The 16723-nt window shown below is 67.1% G+C and carries 17 protein-coding genes; 5 read left to right on the top strand and 12 right to left on the bottom strand.

Annotated elements, in window-relative coordinates; all coding sequences use genetic code 11:
• Position 1: 1 nt before the first annotated feature.
• From AC5Y4N_RS13525 to AC5Y4N_RS13515, 3 genes are read right to left on the bottom strand one after another with little or no spacing between them, the layout of a single operon-like run.
• Positions 2-1090, bottom strand: coding sequence for an acyl-CoA dehydrogenase family protein (locus tag AC5Y4N_RS13525; protein ID WP_499909151.1), 1089 nt, complete (start codon positions 1088-1090; stop codon positions 2-4).
• Positions 1077-1892: an acyl-CoA dehydrogenase family protein gene (locus tag AC5Y4N_RS13520; RefSeq protein ID WP_499909153.1), complete on the bottom strand. Its 816-nt coding sequence runs from the start codon at positions 1890-1892 to the stop codon at positions 1077-1079. The genes AC5Y4N_RS13525 and AC5Y4N_RS13520 overlap by 14 nt, the downstream gene beginning before the upstream one ends.
• A complete protein-coding gene (locus AC5Y4N_RS13515) occupies positions 1870-3246 on the bottom strand; it encodes a class I adenylate-forming enzyme family protein (RefSeq protein ID WP_499909155.1) in 1377 nt (458 codons plus the stop codon). The genes AC5Y4N_RS13520 and AC5Y4N_RS13515 overlap by 23 nt, the downstream gene beginning before the upstream one ends.
• Positions 3247-3317: 71 nt before the next feature.
• Between AC5Y4N_RS13515 and AC5Y4N_RS13510 the strand changes: the two genes are divergently transcribed.
• Entirely contained in the window at positions 3318-4319 is a 1002-nt protein-coding gene (locus AC5Y4N_RS13510; protein ID WP_499909157.1) for a 2Fe-2S iron-sulfur cluster-binding protein, read from the top strand.
• Here AC5Y4N_RS13510 and AC5Y4N_RS13505 read toward each other — a convergent pair.
• The 4 genes from AC5Y4N_RS13505 to AC5Y4N_RS13490 all read right to left on the bottom strand — a co-directional run bounded on the left by AC5Y4N_RS13505 (position 4310) and on the right by AC5Y4N_RS13490 (position 8400).
• The gene (locus AC5Y4N_RS13505) at positions 4310-5362 is read right to left on the bottom strand and encodes a CaiB/BaiF CoA transferase family protein (RefSeq protein ID WP_499909159.1); all 1053 of its coding nucleotides are present in this window, start codon (positions 5360-5362) and stop codon (positions 4310-4312) included. The two genes, AC5Y4N_RS13510 and AC5Y4N_RS13505, sit on opposite strands and share 10 nt — an antisense overlap.
• Positions 5359-6318, bottom strand: coding sequence for an LLM class F420-dependent oxidoreductase (locus AC5Y4N_RS13500; protein ID WP_499909161.1), 960 nt, complete (start codon positions 6316-6318; stop codon positions 5359-5361). Before AC5Y4N_RS13500 ends, AC5Y4N_RS13505 begins: the two co-directional genes overlap by 4 nt.
• Positions 6319-6421: 103 nt before the next feature.
• A complete protein-coding gene (locus AC5Y4N_RS13495; protein ID WP_499909163.1) occupies positions 6422-6823 on the bottom strand; it encodes a cobalamin B12-binding domain-containing protein in 402 nt (133 codons plus the stop codon).
• Entirely contained in the window at positions 6823-8400 is a 1578-nt protein-coding gene (locus AC5Y4N_RS13490; protein WP_499909165.1) for a methylmalonyl-CoA mutase family protein, read from the bottom strand. The genes AC5Y4N_RS13495 and AC5Y4N_RS13490 overlap by 1 nt, the downstream gene beginning before the upstream one ends.
• 121 nt (positions 8401-8521) lie before the next feature.
• Here AC5Y4N_RS13490 and AC5Y4N_RS13485 point away from each other — a divergent pair, with 121 nt between their 5' ends.
• From AC5Y4N_RS13485 to AC5Y4N_RS13470, 4 genes are read left to right on the top strand one after another with little or no spacing between them, the layout of a single operon-like run.
• Positions 8522-9352 (top strand): SDR family oxidoreductase, encoded by an 831-nt coding sequence (locus tag AC5Y4N_RS13485; protein WP_499909167.1) that lies wholly within the window; start codon positions 8522-8524, stop codon positions 9350-9352.
• 20 nt (positions 9353-9372) lie between these two features.
• Positions 9373-9861, top strand: a complete 489-nt coding sequence (locus AC5Y4N_RS13480) for a MaoC family dehydratase (protein ID WP_499909169.1) — start codon at positions 9373-9375, stop codon at positions 9859-9861.
• A complete protein-coding gene (locus AC5Y4N_RS13475; RefSeq protein WP_499909171.1) occupies positions 9858-10664 on the top strand; it encodes an HpcH/HpaI aldolase/citrate lyase family protein in 807 nt (268 codons plus the stop codon). The genes AC5Y4N_RS13480 and AC5Y4N_RS13475 overlap by 4 nt, the downstream gene beginning before the upstream one ends.
• On the top strand, positions 10661-12568 hold the full coding sequence (locus AC5Y4N_RS13470) for an acetoacetate--CoA ligase (protein ID WP_499909173.1): 1908 nt from the start codon (positions 10661-10663) through the stop codon (positions 12566-12568). The genes AC5Y4N_RS13475 and AC5Y4N_RS13470 overlap by 4 nt, the downstream gene beginning before the upstream one ends.
• Here AC5Y4N_RS13470 and AC5Y4N_RS13465 read toward each other — a convergent pair.
• From AC5Y4N_RS13465 to AC5Y4N_RS13445, 5 genes are all read right to left on the bottom strand, one after another.
• Positions 12556-13272 (bottom strand): dienelactone hydrolase family protein, encoded by a 717-nt coding sequence (locus tag AC5Y4N_RS13465; protein WP_499909175.1) that lies wholly within the window; start codon positions 13270-13272, stop codon positions 12556-12558. The two genes, AC5Y4N_RS13470 and AC5Y4N_RS13465, sit on opposite strands and share 13 nt — an antisense overlap.
• Positions 13273-13362: 90 nt before the next feature.
• The gene (locus tag AC5Y4N_RS13460) at positions 13363-14505 is read right to left on the bottom strand and encodes a thiolase family protein (protein ID WP_499909177.1); all 1143 of its coding nucleotides are present in this window, start codon (positions 14503-14505) and stop codon (positions 13363-13365) included.
• Positions 14506-14517: 12 nt separating this feature from the next.
• A complete protein-coding gene (locus AC5Y4N_RS13455) occupies positions 14518-14934 on the bottom strand; it encodes a Zn-ribbon domain-containing OB-fold protein (RefSeq protein WP_499909179.1) in 417 nt (138 codons plus the stop codon).
• A 45-nt stretch (positions 14935-14979) separates the two neighbouring features.
• Entirely contained in the window at positions 14980-15789 is an 810-nt protein-coding gene (locus AC5Y4N_RS13450; protein WP_499909181.1) for an SDR family NAD(P)-dependent oxidoreductase, read from the bottom strand.
• Positions 15789-16709 (bottom strand): LLM class F420-dependent oxidoreductase, encoded by a 921-nt coding sequence (locus AC5Y4N_RS13445; protein WP_499909183.1) that lies wholly within the window; start codon positions 16707-16709, stop codon positions 15789-15791. The genes AC5Y4N_RS13450 and AC5Y4N_RS13445 overlap by 1 nt, the downstream gene beginning before the upstream one ends.
• Positions 16710-16723 lie beyond the last annotated feature (14 nt).

Here is a 16723-nt window from a genome sequence, read left to right as displayed (position 1 = left end):
GTCAGACTCCTAACCCGAGGATGCGCGAGGCGATGATGTTCTTCTGGATCTGCGACGTGCCGCCCATCACGCTTTGGGCCCGGCTGTAGAGATAGGCCGACAGCAGTTCGGGGTCTTCGGTCCCGCCCACCGCGAGCGCGGCATGGCCGACCGACTGCTCGGTCCAGGTCATCAGCAGTTTGTCCAGCGAGCCGCTGGGACCATGAGTGAGCCCGTCGAGCTGCTCCGACAGCCGGCGGCGCACGTGCAGCCGCAGCATCTCCGATTCCACTGCGGCCCATACCAATTCGTCGGGTATCTCACCGTCGATCCGCTTGGCCATCTGCCGAACCAGCTTGCCGTAGCGCGCCGAGTAGCCGAGCGTCGACGGCTCACGCTCGTGGCTGACTACTGTCATCGCCAGCGCCCAGCCGTGCCCCGGTGCACCGACCATCTGGTCGGCGGGAACGACCGCGCCGGCGAACTCGACCTGACCGAATTCCGTGGTGACGCCGTTGATCATCTTCAGCGGCCGCTGCGTGATGCCGGGTTGGTGCATGGAGATGATGAACGCCGAAATCCCCTTGTGCCGCGGTGCGTCGGGATCCGTGCGCGCAAGAAGCAGGCACCAGTCGGCGACATCGGAGTAGCTGGTCCAGATCTTGTGGCCGTCGATGACGTAGTTGTCGCCATCGCGAGTCGCCTTGGTGCGCAGCGAGGCGAGGTCCGAGCCGGCCCCGGGCTCCGAAAAGCCTTGGCACCAGCGCTCGGTGCCGTTGATCATGCCGGGCAGGAACCGCTGCTGAAGTTCTTCACTGCCATGTTCGCCGAGGCCGACGACGAGGTACCCGAGGCTGGGCCGCGGCGGCGCGCCCGCGCGCGCCAACTCTTCGTCGACGATGACGTCGTAGACCGGTGGCAGTTCGTGTCCACCGAACTTCTTCGGCCACGACAATCCGAAGAAGCCCGCCGAGTACAGCGCCTGATGCCACTCACCTTGGCGCGCCCAGTAGTCGTCACCTGATGCCGCAAACGCTCCGGCCTTATCGCTCAGCCATGCCCTGAGGCGCTCGCGGAACGCGGCCTCCTCCGGCGAATCACGAAAGTCCAAGATCGATCTCCTTCAGTCTCACTGGGAACAGTTCTGTCGACGTCAGGGCGCGGCGCAAGTAGACATGCGCCAGGCATTCCCAGGTGTTTCCGATGCCCCCGTGCACTTGAATCGCGGTCTCACACACCGTCCGCGCGGCCCGCGCGCAGTACACCTTTGCGATCGACGCGGCCCGCACCGCTTCGGCGGGCTCGAGTTCGTCGACGGCCCAGGCCGCGTGGCGCAGCACGCTGATCGAGCCTTCGACCAGCGCAAGCCCTTCGGCGAGCATGTGCGCGACGGCCTGATACGAGCCGATCGGCTTGCCGTACTGCTCACGCACTTTCGCGTAGTCGGTGGCCAGCGCGTGCGCACCCCTAGCCGTGCCGAGGATGTCGGCCGTGGTGGCGGCAATCGCCAGTGCCGTGAAGCGTTCGCGCTCTTCCCCGGCAAGGCGTCCGATCGCCTGCGGTCCCGGGGTCCCGGCCATCGCCTGGGTGAGATCGGCTGAGGCGACAGGCTGTTCGTCGTCACCGCCGTCTACGGTCACTCCCATCCGGCGCAGCTCGTCCGCCAGCACCGGCCCGACGAATGGGACATCGACCAGGCCGCGTCCGAACTCCTCGGCCACGATGGCCACTTCGACACCGGATGCGCCGTCGGAGCGCAGCGAGCGCCACCCGGTGGCGTCTACTACCTTTTCCAGACGCGCGACCCGGCCCTCGTCGGCCAGCTCGGCGACCGAACCGGGCCCCAGATCATCGGCCAATTTGGCTGCAGCGTCGCGCAATTGGCGCTGTTCACTGTTCAGACGGACATCCATAGCTCTCCTTCAGAACTCGGCGCAGCACCTTGCCAGAGGGTAGTCGCGGAATCTCCGGTACGAACACCACGGCGGCGGGCTGCTTGTAGGACGCCAGCCGCTCACCCACGACTGCGGTGAGCTCCTCGGCGGTGACCGGGCTGTGAGCGGCGACCGCTGCCACGATGGCTTCACCGTTCACCGGATCGGGCACGCCGAACACCGCGCAGTCGTGGACGGCGGGGTGGCCATGCAGGACCTTCTCGATCTCCGCCGGAGCGACCTGGAATCCGCGGACTTTGATCATCTCCTTGGAGCGGTCGGTGATCCGCAGGTAGCCGTCGTCGTCGAGGGATCCCACGTCGCCGGTGCAGTACCATCCGTCGCGGAACGCGCCGGCGGTGGCTTCGTCGGGAAGGTACCCGGCCATCAGCGATTCCGAGCGGGCTTGGATCTCACCGTGTTCACCGATACGGACGTCGACACCCGGAACCGGACGGCCCACGGTGTCGAGCCGGACATCGTCGAGCGGGTTACAGGCGATCACCGGCAATTCGGTTGTGCCGTAAGCAGTCAGCCACCGCGCGCGTGTCCGGCGGGTGACGGTCTCGGCGACACTCGGCGTCACCGGGGTGGCACACCACATGATGTAGCGCAGCGACGACAGATCGACGTGTTCCAGCCCTGGGTGAGCGGCGAGCGCCAATGCAATTGGCGCGACGGCCATTTCGATGGAGATGCGGTCCGCCTCGATGTGACGCAGCATCAGGTCGATGTCGAAGCGCTGATGCAGCCGAACCCACGCACCGGTGTCAAGAGCCGTCATGATGTTCAGCAGGCCGAGGATGTGCGATGCCGGCGTGACCACCTGCATCCGGTCGTCGGACGTCATCTGCAGCGCGTCGCGCCAGTGCCGGACCGCAGCGTTGAACGATCGATGGGTGTGCCGAACGGCTTTGGGCATGCCCGTGGTTCCCGAACTGAACACCAGGAGCGCGTCGGTGTCCGGGCTCGGCGCTGGGAATGGCCCCCCCTGCGCGCTCCTGGGCTCGTCGAGATGCAGCATCGGCATAAGGCCGGCCAGCACAGGGTGGTCGCCGACAGCGTAGCCGGGCTCGGTGACCGCCAGAGCGTGCTCGACGTCGCCGGCCTTCCACGCCGGACTGAGCAGCACCACCGCGGCGCCCAGCCGCCAGATGGCCAGCACCGCCGCGACGAACTCGGGCCGGTTCGACGACATGAGCGCAACCCGCTGGCCGCTGCGCACACCGCGGTGACGCAGCGCGCCGGCCAGCCCGTCGGCACACGCGTCGAGCTCGGCGCGGCTGTACTGCCACTCCCCGAACGCGAGCGCGGCGAGGCTGCGTGAGGGCATCAAGAGGATCCTAGCGTGATTGAGAACCTGATTCTCTTATTGATAGAATCTTAATACCAAAGGGAGGTGGCATGGCGATCACCCACGTGTTCCACCGAGCCACCGTGGCACGGATCATCAAGGAAACGCCTGACGCGAGCACCTTCGTGCTGGTCCCCAACGAGCCGTTCACCTATCGGGCCGGCCAGTACTGCACCTTCCGCGTCACCGTCGACGGCGAAGAGCTGTACCGCTCGTATTCGATGTCGAGCGCACCCGAGACCGACGCCGACCTGGCCACCACGATCAAACGGGTGCCCACCGGCAAGGTCTCGAACTGGATGCTCGACAACCTCGCCGAGGGCGACGAGGTCGTGCTCACCCGGCCCGCGGGCACGTTCTGCCTGGACTCCAGCGCGGCGCCGCTGCTGGGGTTCGCGGGGGGCAGCGGGGTGACGCCGATCTTGTCGCTGACGAAGAGCGCGTTGGCCACGACGAAGCGCAAGGTGCGGCTGCTGTGCGCGGACCGGGACCGGCAGTCGGTGATCTTCGACGGCGTGATGGCCGAACTGGTGGACCGCTACCCCGACCGCCTCGAGGTGGTGCGCCACATCGACGCCGAACGCGGCTTGCTCGACGCGGCGACGGTGCGCATGTTCGTCGGCCCAGATGTCGACGCCGACTGCTACGTGTGTGGCCCGGAGGGCTTCATGAACGTCGTGAAGTCGGCGCTGTCCGGGCCGGGACGGGTGTTCGTCGAGGACTTTGAAATCGAACCGAAGGTCGCCACCCCTCCCCCCGCGGAGTCATCGGCGAAGACGGGCGGCACCGTGACCATTCACCTGGACCGCAAAAAGGTGACTGTGCCGCGGATCGCCGGCGAGACGCTGCTGGAAAGCGCGCGCCGCGGTGGGCTGGCGCCGCCGTTCTCGTGCGAAGCGGGAAATTGCGGCACCTGCATTGCCAAGCTCACCGAGGGACAGGCGACCATGCGCAACAACGACGTGCTGGAGGAGGACGAGATCGCCGACGGCTACATCCTGACCTGCCAGGGTGTTCCCGACAGCGCGTCGGTGACCGTCGTCTACGAGTGAGACAGCACGTCGTTGTGCTCGCCGAGGTTCGGCGGCGGACGGTATTGCGGCATGTAGCCGACTATGCGGACCGGACACCCGACGAGCTTGAATTCGCCTGCGGTGACGATGATTCCGGGGTCGGCGTCCAACGCTTCCGGCAGTGTGCGCACCGCTGCGGCGGGAATGCCGAGCGGACGCAGCCGGGCCTCCCATCCCTTCGCGGTGTCGTGGGCCAGGGCCTGCGTGACCACGGCGAGCACGTCGTCACGTCGTGACACCCGCTCGGCCATCGTCTCGAACCCGGAGATGCCGGCTTCGGTCGCGAAGAGTTTCCAGAACGCGTCATGGGTGACGAAGAGCGCCAGATAGCCGTCGGCAGTAGGAAACAGTTGCGCCGGAACGTAATACGAGTGTGCGCCGAACGGATATCGGCGCGGCTGCACGCCGTCGTTGAGGTACGCCGACGCGCGGTAGTTCAGCTGCGACAGCATCACGTCTTGGAGGCACACGTCCACCTGGCCGCCCCGGCCCGAGACGATCTGCGCGAGCAGGCCCAGTGCGGCGGTCAAGCCGGTCGAGTTGTCGGCCGAGGAATACCCCGGCAGTGTCGGCGGCCCGTCGGGATCGCCGGTGAGAGCGGCGATTCCGGTGGCGGCTTGGACGACGTAGTCGAAGGCGGGTTCGTCGCCGCCGTCCAGGCCGAATCCGGTGAGCGCGACGCAGACGATCTTCTCGTTGTGCCGCTTGAGCGCGTCATACGTGAGGCCCAGCCGTCGTATCGCCGACGGCTTGAGGTTGACCAGCAGCGCGTGCGCGTCTTTGACGAGCTCGCCCAACTGCCGTTGTCCCGCTTCGGTATTGAGCTCCAGCACGACGCTGCGCTTGTTGCGGTTGAGGCTGGCGAAGTAGCTGTCGCCGACCTGCCGCGAAATCTCGCCGCCGGGCGGTTCGATCTTGATGACCTCGGCTCCGAGGTCGGCCAGCATCATCGTCGCGTACGGTCCGGCGAGCATGGTGCCGACCTCGAGAATGCGGATACCCGCGAGTGGACCTGGGATCATTGACGGACTTGCGTAGCGAGCTCGGCGATGACCTCGCGCGTGCGCTGCTTGGACGCGATCAGCTCGTCACGGTTCTCGCCGATGGGCAAGAGCCGCACAGAAAGATCCGTCACGCCCGCATCGGCGAACCTCTTGAACCGCGCCAGGATCGACTCTTCGTCCCCCGCGGCGCACAGGTCACCGACGTCGCGGGCATCGCCACGCTCCAGCAGCTTCTGGTAGTTGGGCGACGTCTCCGCCTCGGCCAGAATGCGATTCGCGCGCTCCTTAGCGGCGTCGATCTCGGAGTTCGCACACAAACACACGGGGATGCCGGCGACGATGCGCGGTGCCGGGCGGCCCGCGTCGGCCGCGGCCTTGGTGATCTTGGGGGCGATGTGGTCAGCGATTGCCTTCTCGTCGGCCATCCACAACACGGTCCCGTCGGCGAGTTCCCCCGCGATCTGCAGCATCACCGGCCCCAGCGCCGCGACCAGCACCGGCAATGGCGGGTCGGCGCCTAGCACCGTCGGGTTGTGCACCGTGAACGTGTCGTTCTCGACGTCCACCGGGCCCGGGCCGGCCAGCGCTGCATTGAGCACCTCGAGGTAGTCGCGCGTGTAGGCAGCCGGCTTCTCGTAAGGAATGCCGAGCATGTCGCGCACGATCCAGTGGTGGGAGGGGCCGACACCGAGCACCGTGCGGCCCCCCGCGATCGCGTGCACCGAAAGTGCTTGCCGCGCAAGGGCAATTGGGTGCTGCGCTTGCAGCGGCACCACCGCGGTGCCCAGTTCGATGCGTGAGGTGTGTGCCGCCATCAGCGCCACCATGGCCAACGCGTCGAAGTCGTTGGGTACCTGGGGCATCCAGGCGGTGTCCAATCCGGCCGACTCCGCCCATTCGATATCTGACACGAGTTTTGAGACCTTGCGCGACATGTCGCCGCGTTCGGCCCCGATCATCACGCCCAGTCTCACTTCACGCCTCACTTCTCGCGGCGCTGCCCGCCGAACGTGAACCCATTGCGAAAAATCGGCCGAAAATACGCACTGAGCTCACGCTCGGCGAACGCCAACTCATCTAGTCCGCCACCTTCTGCCCGGTCAGTGAACGCACCTCGCGTACAAGCACATCCAGCGGCGTGCCCGTCGGGAATACCGCCGCAGCGCCGGCGTCCAGAAGCTTCGCCACATCGCCCTGCGGGATCGTCCCGCCCACCACGACCGGGATGTCGGCGGCGTCGGCGGCTCGCAACGCCTCGACGGTCCGCCTGGTCAAGGCGACGTGCGCGCCGGACAGGATGGAAAGGCCCACCAATGCGACGTCTTCCTGCAAGGCGATCGACACGATGTCCTCGATGCGCTGCCGAATGCCGGTGTAGATCACCTCGAAGCCGGCGTCGCGCAGCGTACGCGCGACGATCTTCGCGCCGCGATCGTGTCCGTCGAGACCCGGCTTTGCCACCAGCACACGAGCCGGCATCAGAACACCACCGGTTGCTGGAATTCGCCCCAAACCTTCTTCAACGCCGAAACCATTTCGCCCACAGTGCAATACGCATTGGCGCAGTCGATCAGGTAATGCATCAGGTTGTCGGTGCCCTCCGCTGCGCGTGACAGCGCGGCGAGTGCGTCGGCGGCGGCCGCGCCGTCCCGTTCGGCCTTCACCTTGCTGAGGCGTTTCAGTTGCAGGTCACGCCCTTCCGCGTCGAGTTCGTACATCGTCACGTCCGGCGGCGGCTCGTCGGAGACGAATTTGTTGACGCCCACCACCGGGCGCTTTCCCGACTCGATGTCCTGGTGCAGCCGGTACGCCTCGTCGGCGATCAACCCCTGCAGATAGCCGTCTTCGATGGCCCTGACCATGCCGCCATGGCTTTCCAGATCCGCCATGATCTCGACGATGCGTTCCTCGGTGGCGTCGGTGAGCGCCTCGACGAAGTACGAGCCGCCGAGCGGGTCGGCGACCCGGGTCACGCCGGTCTCGTAGGCAAGGATCTGCTGAGTGCGCAGCGCCAGCGTCGCGGACTCCTCGCTGGGCAGCGCAAACGGCTCGTCCCAGGCGGCGGTGAACATCGACTGCACACCGCCGAGCACCGACGCCATCGCCTCGTAGGCCACCCGCACGAGGTTGTTGCGCGCTTGTGGCGCATACAAAGACGCCCCGCCGGACACGCAGCCGAACCGGAACATCGACGCCTTGTCGGTCTTTGCGCCGTAGCGTTCGCGCACGATCGTCGCCCAGCGGCGGCGGCCCGCCCGGTACTTGGCGATCTCCTCGAAAAAGTCGCCGTGGGTGTAGAAGAAGAACGAGATCTGCGGCGCGAACTCGTCGATGGTCATCCGGCCGCGCTCGACCACGGTGTCGCAGTACGTCACCCCGTCGGCGAGCGTGAACGCCATTTCCTGCACCGCGGTGGCGCCGGCGTCGCGGAAGTGTGCACCGGCCACCGAGATCGCGTTGAACTTGGGCACCTCGGCAGCACAGAACTCGATCGTGTCGGCGATCAGCCGCAGCGACGGCTGCGGCGGCCAGATCCACGTGCCGCGAGACGCGTATTCCTTCAAGATGTCGTTCTGGATGGTGCCGGTGAGCTTGGCGCGCGGCACACCTTTGCGTTCGGCGGCGGCGACGTAGAAAGCGAGCAGGATCGCCGCGGTGCCGTTGATCGTGAAGCTGGTGCTGATCTTGTCGAGCGGAATCTGGTCGAACAAGATCTCGGCGTCGGCGAGCGTGTCGACGGCGACCCCCACCCGCCCGACCTCTTCGGCCACCTCTGGGTCGTCGGAGTCGAAGCCGCACTGCGTCGGCAAGTCCAGCGCCACCGACAAACCCGTACCGCCCTGGTCCAGCAGATAGCGGTACCGGCGATTGGACTCCTCGGCGGTGCCGAAGCCGGAGTACTGGCGAAACGTCCAGAGGCGGCCTCGGTAACCGGACGAGAAGTTGCCCCGCGTGAACGGAAATTCCCCGGGGTCTGGCGGCTCGGTGATCCGGTCAGCCGGCCCGTACACCGGCTTAAGAGGAATCCCCGAAGAGGTCTGTACCTGCTCTTCCATCAATGAATACCGTACTTGCAAAAAATGAGAATGCCAATACCATTGCGTGATAACGACACGGGCCGACGACGTGTGGCGTGCCGCTGTGCGCGCGAATTCCCGCGGCGACAGAAGGAGACGGATGCCTCGTCAGTTGAACGCGCTCGCCGACCGTACCCTCGTGATCTCCGGCGCCAGCCGCGGCATCGGCCTGGCCATCGGGCTCTCGGCCGCGCGCCACGGAGCCAACGTCGTCTTGTTGGCCAAGACCGACCAGCCGCACCCCAAGCTGCCGGGCACCGTGCACACTGCCGCGGCGGAGGTCGAGGCCGCGGGCGGCAAGGCGAAGGCCGTGGTGGGCGACGTGCGCAACGCCGACGACGTGCGCCGCGCCGTGGACATCGCGGTCGAGACGTTCGGCGGCGTGGACATCTGCGTGAACAACGCCAGCGCGATCGCCACCGAGCCCACCGAAGCGCTGCCGGTGAAGAAGTTCGACCTGATGTCCGACATCAACATCAAGGGCACCTTCTTGATGACGCAGGCGTGCGTTCCCCACTTGCGCGACTCCGTCAATCCGCACGTGCTGACGATCTCGCCGCCGCTGAACATGAACCCGCGCTGGCTTGGCGCGCACCCGGCTTACACGCTGTCGAAGTACGGGATGACGTTGCTCTCACTGGGTTGGGCGGCCGAATTCGCCGACGCCGGCATCGCTTTCAACTGCCTGTGGCCGCAGACCTACATCGGCACCTCGGCGGTGGCGAATCTGCCGGACGGGCAGAAGTTGCTGGAGGCGTCTCGCAGCCCGGAGATCATGGGCGACGCCGCTGCCGAGATCGTGTCGCGGCCCGCGCGGGAGACCACGGCGAACTGCTTCATCGACGAAGACGTGCTGGTGGCGGCGGGCGGCTACGACCTGTCCCGCTACGGCGGCGGACTGCAGCCCATCCCGGATCTGTTCATCGGCTAGCGGTCACAGAGAATCTGGCTATGACGCAAGACGCGACGGAACGCACGGTCGAACAGCGCGGCCTGTGGTACGAGGAATTCGAACTCGGCGTGCGGTATCTGCACCGGCCGGGCCGGACCATCACCGAGGCCGACAACGTGCTGTTCACGACGTTGACCATGAACACCCAAGCGCTGCATCTGGATGCCGCCTGGTCGGAAGCTCAACCCCCGTTTCACCAGCGGCTGGTCAACTCGATGTTCACGCTGTCAACGCTCGTCGGGCTGTCGGTGACCCAGCTGACCCAGGGCACGATCGTCGGCAACCTCGGCTTCAGTGAGATCGCCTTCCCCAAGCCGCTGTTTCACGGCGACACGCTGTATGCAGAATCGGTGGTGACCGACAAGCGGTTGTCGCGCAGCCGTCCCCGCGAGGGCATCGTGACCTTCAGCCACGTCGGCCGCAATCAGCACGGCGACATCGTCGCCACCGCGACCCGCAAGACCATGGTCAGGACGCAACCCGCATGACGCTGCAGCTCGGACCCGCATGGCTGTTTTGTCCGGCGGATCGCCCGGAGCGGTTCGCCAAAGCGGCCGCAGCAGCAGACGTCGTCATCCTCGACTTGGAGGACGGCGTTGCCGCCTCGGACCGTGACGCCGCACGAAAAGCGTTGGTGGACAACCCCTGTGACCCCGCCAAGACCGTCGTGCGGGTCAACGCCGCCGGGACGTCCGATTACTGCGCGGACCTCGAGGCGCTGGCGCGCACCTCCTACACCACCGTGATGCTGCCCAAATGCGAATCACCCGAACAGGTTGCGGCGCTGGCACCGCGCGAGGTGATCGTGTTGGTGGAGACACCGCTGGGGGCGGTCCGGGTCGCCGACAGCGTCCAGATGGACAACGCGGTCGGCGTGATGTGGGGTTCGGAGGACTTGTTCGCCGCATTGGGCGGCACCGCGAACCGCACCGCCGACGGCACACTGCGCGACGTCGCCCGCCATGTGCGGTCGGCGTCATTGCTTGCGGCGAAAGCGTTTTCGCGTTTTGCGCTGGATTCGGTCTACCTGGACATCAAGGACCTCGACGGGCTGAGGGCGGAGGCTGACGACGCGGTCGCGGTGGGGTTCGACGCGAAGGTTGCGATCCATCCGAGCCAGGTTCCGGTGATCCGGGCCGCCTACACCCCGGAACCGGAGCAGGTCGAGTGGGCGCGGCGCGTGGTGGCTGCGGCCCGCGACAACCGCGGCGTCTTTCAGTTGGACGGCAAGATGGTCGACATGCCGATCCTGCGACGCGCTCAGCACATCGTGAGGCTGAGCGAGCGATGACACGACCGCGGTGGCGCGAGTTCGCGGACTTCGCGGCGCAGCACCACGGCGCGCCGGCCGGCGAGTACGCGCAGTTGTGGCAGTGGTCGGTCGACCACCTGGCGCGGTTCTGGCGGGCGATCTGGGAGTTCTTCGACGTCCGCGGAACCGAGCCCGCCGACGGCGACGCCGGCATCCTGCCTGATACGTCGATGCCTGGGGCGCAATGGTTTCCGGGTGTCGAGCTCAACTACGTCGAGCAGCTTCTGCGGTACACCCACCAGGACGGGCCGGCGATCGTCGGCGTTGACGAGGCCGGCGCCCGCACCGAGATCGGCTGGTCTGAGCTGCCGGGGCAGGTCGGTGCGGTGGCAGCCGAGCTGCGCCGTCTCGGAGTGGGCCGCGGCGACACCGTCGCCGCCTATCTGCCCGACGTCGCCGAGGCGATGGTCGCGTTCTTGGCGACGGCGTCGCTGGGCGCCATCTGGTCGTCGTGCGGGCAGGACTACGCCCCCGAGGGAGCGGCGTCGCGGCTCTCGCAGCTGCGCCCGAAGGTGTTGTTCAGCGCCGACGGATACCAGCTCAACGGCCGGTGGATCGACAAGACCGCGCACACTGCGGAGTTGCTCGGCTTGCTCGACAACCCGGCGTTGGTGGTCATCGGCGGCGACGCATACCGCGACCTCGTCGCCACCCCGTCTTCCCTTGATGTGACGGCGGTTCCGTTCGACCATCCGCTGTGGGTGCTGTTCAGCTCGGGCACCACCGGCCGGCCTAAGGGAATTGTGCACGGGCACGGCGGGATCGTGCTCGAGCACCTGAAAGCTGTTGGGCTGCATGCCGATCTAGGTCCGGGTGACGTGTTCTTCTGGCAGACCGCATTGAGCTGGATGATGTGGAACTTCCGGCTGTCGGGGCTGCTATGCGGGTCGACCGTGGTGTGCTACAGCGGTCACCCGCTGTGCCCCGACGCCGACCGGCTGTGGCAGCTGGTGGCCGACGAACGGGTCACATACTTCGGCACCAGCCCCGGGCATGTGCTGGCCTCGCGCAAGGCCGGGCTGGATCCTGGCTCGTCGCATGATCTGAGCCGGCTGCGCACGGTCGGCAGCACCGGATCGCCGTTAGCCGCCGACCTTTTCGAGTGGATCGGCAACCACGTCGGGGACCAGGTCATGGTGTCATCGATCAGCGGCGGAACCGATGTGTGTACCGCGTTCGCCGGCGGCACGCCCGGTGTGCCGGTTCGAGCCGGCGAGCTGCCCGCCCGCTATCTCGGTGTGGCACTGGATTGTTGGTCACCCAGGCGCGAACCCCTGCTCAACGAGGTTGGCGAACTGGTGATCACACAACCGATGCCGTCGATGCCGATCGGATTCTGGAACGACGCGGACGGGTCGAAGTACCGTGCCGCCTACTTCGATCACGAGTGGGAGGACGGCCCGGCGCCGAGCGTGTGGCGGCACGGCGACTGGGTGACGCTGACGGAGCGGGGCTCGCTGGTGATCCACGGCCGCAGCGACGCGACCCTGAATCGGCACGGCATCCGAATGGGCTCCGCCGACATCTACGAGGTGGTCGAGGGGATCGACGAGGTCAGTGAGGCCTTCGTCGTCGGCATCGACGGTCCAGACGGCAAGTACTGGATGCCGCTGTTCGTCGCAATGGCACCGGGCAAGCAGCTGGATGACCAGCTGAAGGCCAAGATTCGCAACGAGATTCGCGCGAAGCTGTCGCCGCGACATGTGCCTGAGGAAATCATCGAGGCGCCGGCGATACCGCACACGCGTACCGGCAAGAAGCTCGAGGTGCCGATCACCGGCATTCTGGCCGGGCGCACCGACGTCGCCGTCGACCCACGGGCGATTGACAACCCCGATCTACTGGAGTGGTACCGCGAGCAGGGCAAACGTCACGTGTGGTGACTGCGCCCAGCGCCGAGGTGGGTTCCGAAGAACGCGAGGATGCGCTGCCAGGCGTCCTCGGATTGAGGCTCCGAATAGCCAAGGCCCGCAATCTTTTCGACAGGTTCAAGCAGTGACGGAGTGCCCCAGTCGTTCATGAAGCTGTGCCCCACATCGGGGTATTCCTTGACGTCGTGCGGGACGTCGGCGAGCAGCGCCTCGAGTTTGGCCGCCGCGCCCGGCAGCAGGCGGTCCTTCGCGCCATAGCTCGCTACCGTCGGACACGACTTCCGCAGCGCCTCAACGTCTTTGGGCCAGTTACCGTAATTCGGTGCGGCGGCGTCGAACCCGCCTCGCGGCGCCAGCAGCAGGCAAAAGCCACCGCCCATGCAGAAGCCGACCACGCCTACCTTGCCGGTGCATCGACCGTCGGCGACAAGGTGTTCTCGAGCCGCGACCAAGTCGTCGACGGCGGTTCCGCTGCCGGTCTGCATCGCCCTCAACGTGCGGACCACGCACATGGGCTTCGCGCCGCGCCGGTACAGCGCCGGCGCCAGGGCCAGGTAGCCGTTGGCCGCGAAGCGGTCGGTGATGCGACGGATGTCGGCCGTCAAGCCGAACGCGTCGTGCACGACGACCACGCCCGGCCACGGCCCCGCTCCTGACGGCACAGCGAGATAGCCAGGCAGGGGCCCGGCGGGACAGTCGTATTGAATGTCAGGCATGCGACGCTCCTTCGACCCGCCGCGAGCGTGCACGCTTGCACGTCTGGGGCGGCGTGTCGCTGATCAGACACGCACGCTCGCCGAACGAGGCTAGAGCGTCAGGATAGTGGCCGCGGCAGTTCCGGGGGCGCCGTAAACCTGGGCGAATCCGACCCGCGGCTCGCCGGGCACCTGGCGGTCGCCGGCCTCGCCGCGCAGCTGGCGCACCAGCTCGTGCACCTGACGCAGACCCGACGCGCCGATCGGCTCGCCGTTGGCGATCAGCCCGCCGTCGGTGTTGACCGGCATCGGGCCGCCGATCTCGGTGGCGCCGTCGGCCAGCAGCTTCTCTTGGTCGCCGTCGGCGCAGAAGCCCGCCTCGGCCATGTGGATCACCTCAGCGCCGGCGTCGGTGTCCTGCAGCTGGATCACGTCGACGTCGTCGGGCGCCACGCCGGCCGCCTCGAACGCCGCCTTCGATGCGTACACCGTCGGCGACACGTCCTCGTCGAGCGGGGCCGACGTCGCATGCACCTCGTAGGCGCCATAGCGGCGCGTGCGAATCTCCGCCGCCCGCAGGTACACGGGCTTCGAGGTGAAGCGGTGAGCGATGTCCGCGCGGCACATGATCACGGCGGCCGCGCCTTCGTCGGGGGCGCAGAACATGTACTGGGTGAGCGGGTAGTTCAGCACCGCGGAGTTCAAGATCTCTTCCTCGGGAATTGGCTTGCGGCGGAACGCATTCGGGTTCAGCGCGCCGTTGCGGAAGTTCTTCGCGGCCACTTTGGCCAGCGTCACCTGCGAGATGCCGTGGTCGTGGATGTAGCGGTTGGCCTTCATGCCGAAGAACTTGGTGGTGACGAACTGTCCGTTCTGCGCGTACCACTGCGGCAATGCCAACTTGGCCGGGTCGTCGGTGAACGCACCGCGGGGATGCTTGTCCATGCCGATCGCGATGCCGATGTCGTATTTGCCCAGCCGGATCGTGTCCGCGCACACCTGGGTGGCGGTGGCTGCGGTGGCGCATGCGTTGAACACGTCGGTGAACGGGATTCCGGTGAGGCCGACGAGCCGAGTCACGGCGTCCGGGTTGGACACCTCATAGCTGCCGCCGACGCCGAACTGGACGTCTTTCCAGTCCATCCCGGCGTCGGCCAGTGCGGCCTGGATCGCCTCGGCGCCCATCTGCATCGCGGTCTTGTCGAAACGGCCGAATGGATGCAGGCCCACGCCGATTATCGCCACGTCGTTCATCGCAAACCTCCTCTAACTCACCGGCCGGAAGGCGAACGTCACCACTTCGTTGCCCTCCTCGTCGGTGGTGAACGGAACCATGGTCAGCTCGACGTCCATGCCGAACTCCAGCTTGCCCGGGTCGTTCTCGGTGAGCCGGCCCTCGACCCGGATCACGTCGTCGAGCTGCACCAGCCCCACCCCGAACGGGACGAAGTCCTTCCCGGTCGGTCCCGCATACGGCGGCCCGGGCGGAAAGCCCTGCGTGGTCCACGCGATCAGCGTGCCGCGGCGCGGCAGCAGCAACTCCGACATGTCAGCGGCACTGCAGCGCGGACAACGGTCCTGGCGCGGGAACGTGGCGGCAGCGCAGGCGCCGCATTTGCTACCGATGAGCTGCGGATTGTCGTCAGGCCAGGTCGAGATCTCGGGAGCGAGCGCCTTCTGCATGCGGTGATCGTACAATGGCATTACCCAAAAGCGGAAACCATGTTCTCATTCGCCGCGGCCCAACACGTAGTGGCCGTCGTCGGGATGGTGGTACCAGCCCCCGGCCGCAGCCGTGCCGCCGTCGACATGAACCGTTTGACCGGTGACATATGAGCTGAGCTCGGACGCCAAAAACACTGCCGCGCCGGCTACTTCGTCGACGTGGCCAAGCCGGCCCATCGGGACCATCAGGCTGGTGCGCTCCCGAAAGCCCGGAGAGGCCATGGCCTCGATACCCTCGGTGACGGTGACGTCGGGAGCCAGCCCGTTCACCCGGATGCCGTGCGGCGCGAGTTCGAGCGCGGCCGTCTTGGTGAAGTTGACGACGCCGGCCTTGGCGGCCGCATACGCGGCGTAACCGGGTGCGGCACGGAATCCCTCGATCGAGGTGACGTTGACGACGCTGCCGCCAAGGCGCGCGTTTACCATGGCCCGCGCCACGCGCTGTGTGCACAGCAGCACATGGCTGAGGTTCGACCGGATCAACGCGTCCCAGCCGCCGGGCGACGTGTCCAGCAGGCCGGACCAGAACACTCCTCCTGCGTTGTTCACCAGAATTGTTGGGACGCCGAGCGATTCGAGAGTGGCGGCCAGCGCCGCGTCCACCTGCCCGGCGTCGCGGACGTCGGTGACGCACGCCAGCCCACCGGCCTCGGCCGCTGCCGACTCGGCCGTGTCCGGATCCTTCTCCCAGATCGCGACGCGCGCGCCGAACGCAGCGAAGCCCGCCGCAATGCCCCTGCCGATGCCTGCACCGCCGCCGGTCACCACCGCAACTCGGCCCTCGAGCGACACCGCGTCGCGGCTCAGTGCCATCAGGTTCTCTCGATCACCTGCTCGCGGAACACTTCGATCGCCTCCAGCGCGTGGGTCAGCCCGTCGCCGGGCAGCCCGACCTGCACCCAGGTCACGCCGATGGCCCCCAGCTTCTCGAGCCCGGACAGGTAGGCGTCGGCGTCGAAGCCTGCCTGCCCCGGGCTCCCCCCGGCGAAATTGGTGAAGCTGATGTCGATCGACGACCAGTCCTTACCGGCGGCGTCGAAGCGGCGCCGCAGATCGTCGACGGCCTGCGCGAGCCGGTCGATGGTGTCCATCGCCGACGTTCCGGCCGTGCTGGCCAGCCCCGCCGGCGCGGCGAATGGGCACCAGCCGTCGCCGTGGTCGACCACTCGCTGGCGCGCGGTGCCGGTGTTGCCGCCGATCCAGATCGGCGGATGCGGCGTAGTCCACGGCCGCGGGTGTGCGGTGATGCCGCGTGCGGTGAAATGCTTGCCCTCGACGGTGATGTCGTCCGTGGTCCAGATTGCCCTGATCACTTCGAGCGCCTCGTCGAACAGCTCGTTGCGTTCGTCGAAAGTCACTCCCAGCGCTGCGAATTCGCGTTTGAGGTAGCCCGCACCCACCGCAAGCGTGAACCGCCCCTCAGACAGTAGGTCCAGCGTGGCCCCGGCCTTGGCGACCAGGAACGGGTTGCGGTACGGCAGCACGACGATGTTGGGGATCAGCCGCAGGGTCGTGGTGCGCGCGGCAGCGAAGCCCATCGCGACGAACGGGTCAAGTGCGTCGTGACCGCCCGCCTCGAGCCAGCGCTGCGTAGGCGCCGGATGATCGGTGAAGCCGTAACCATGGAAACCCGCGGCCTCGGCCGCGGCGGCAAGTTCGCCGACGCCGCGCCCGGACACCAACTCCGGACGGCAGGGGTGGCTGATGATCGGGTGCGTGATCGCGAAGCGCATCTGTCCGTGCCTGG

The organism is Mycobacterium sp. NGS19 (assembly GCF_059813155.1).
The sequence above is the reverse complement of the archived record's forward strand: the minus strand, read 5'-3'. Positions and strand labels throughout refer to the sequence as shown.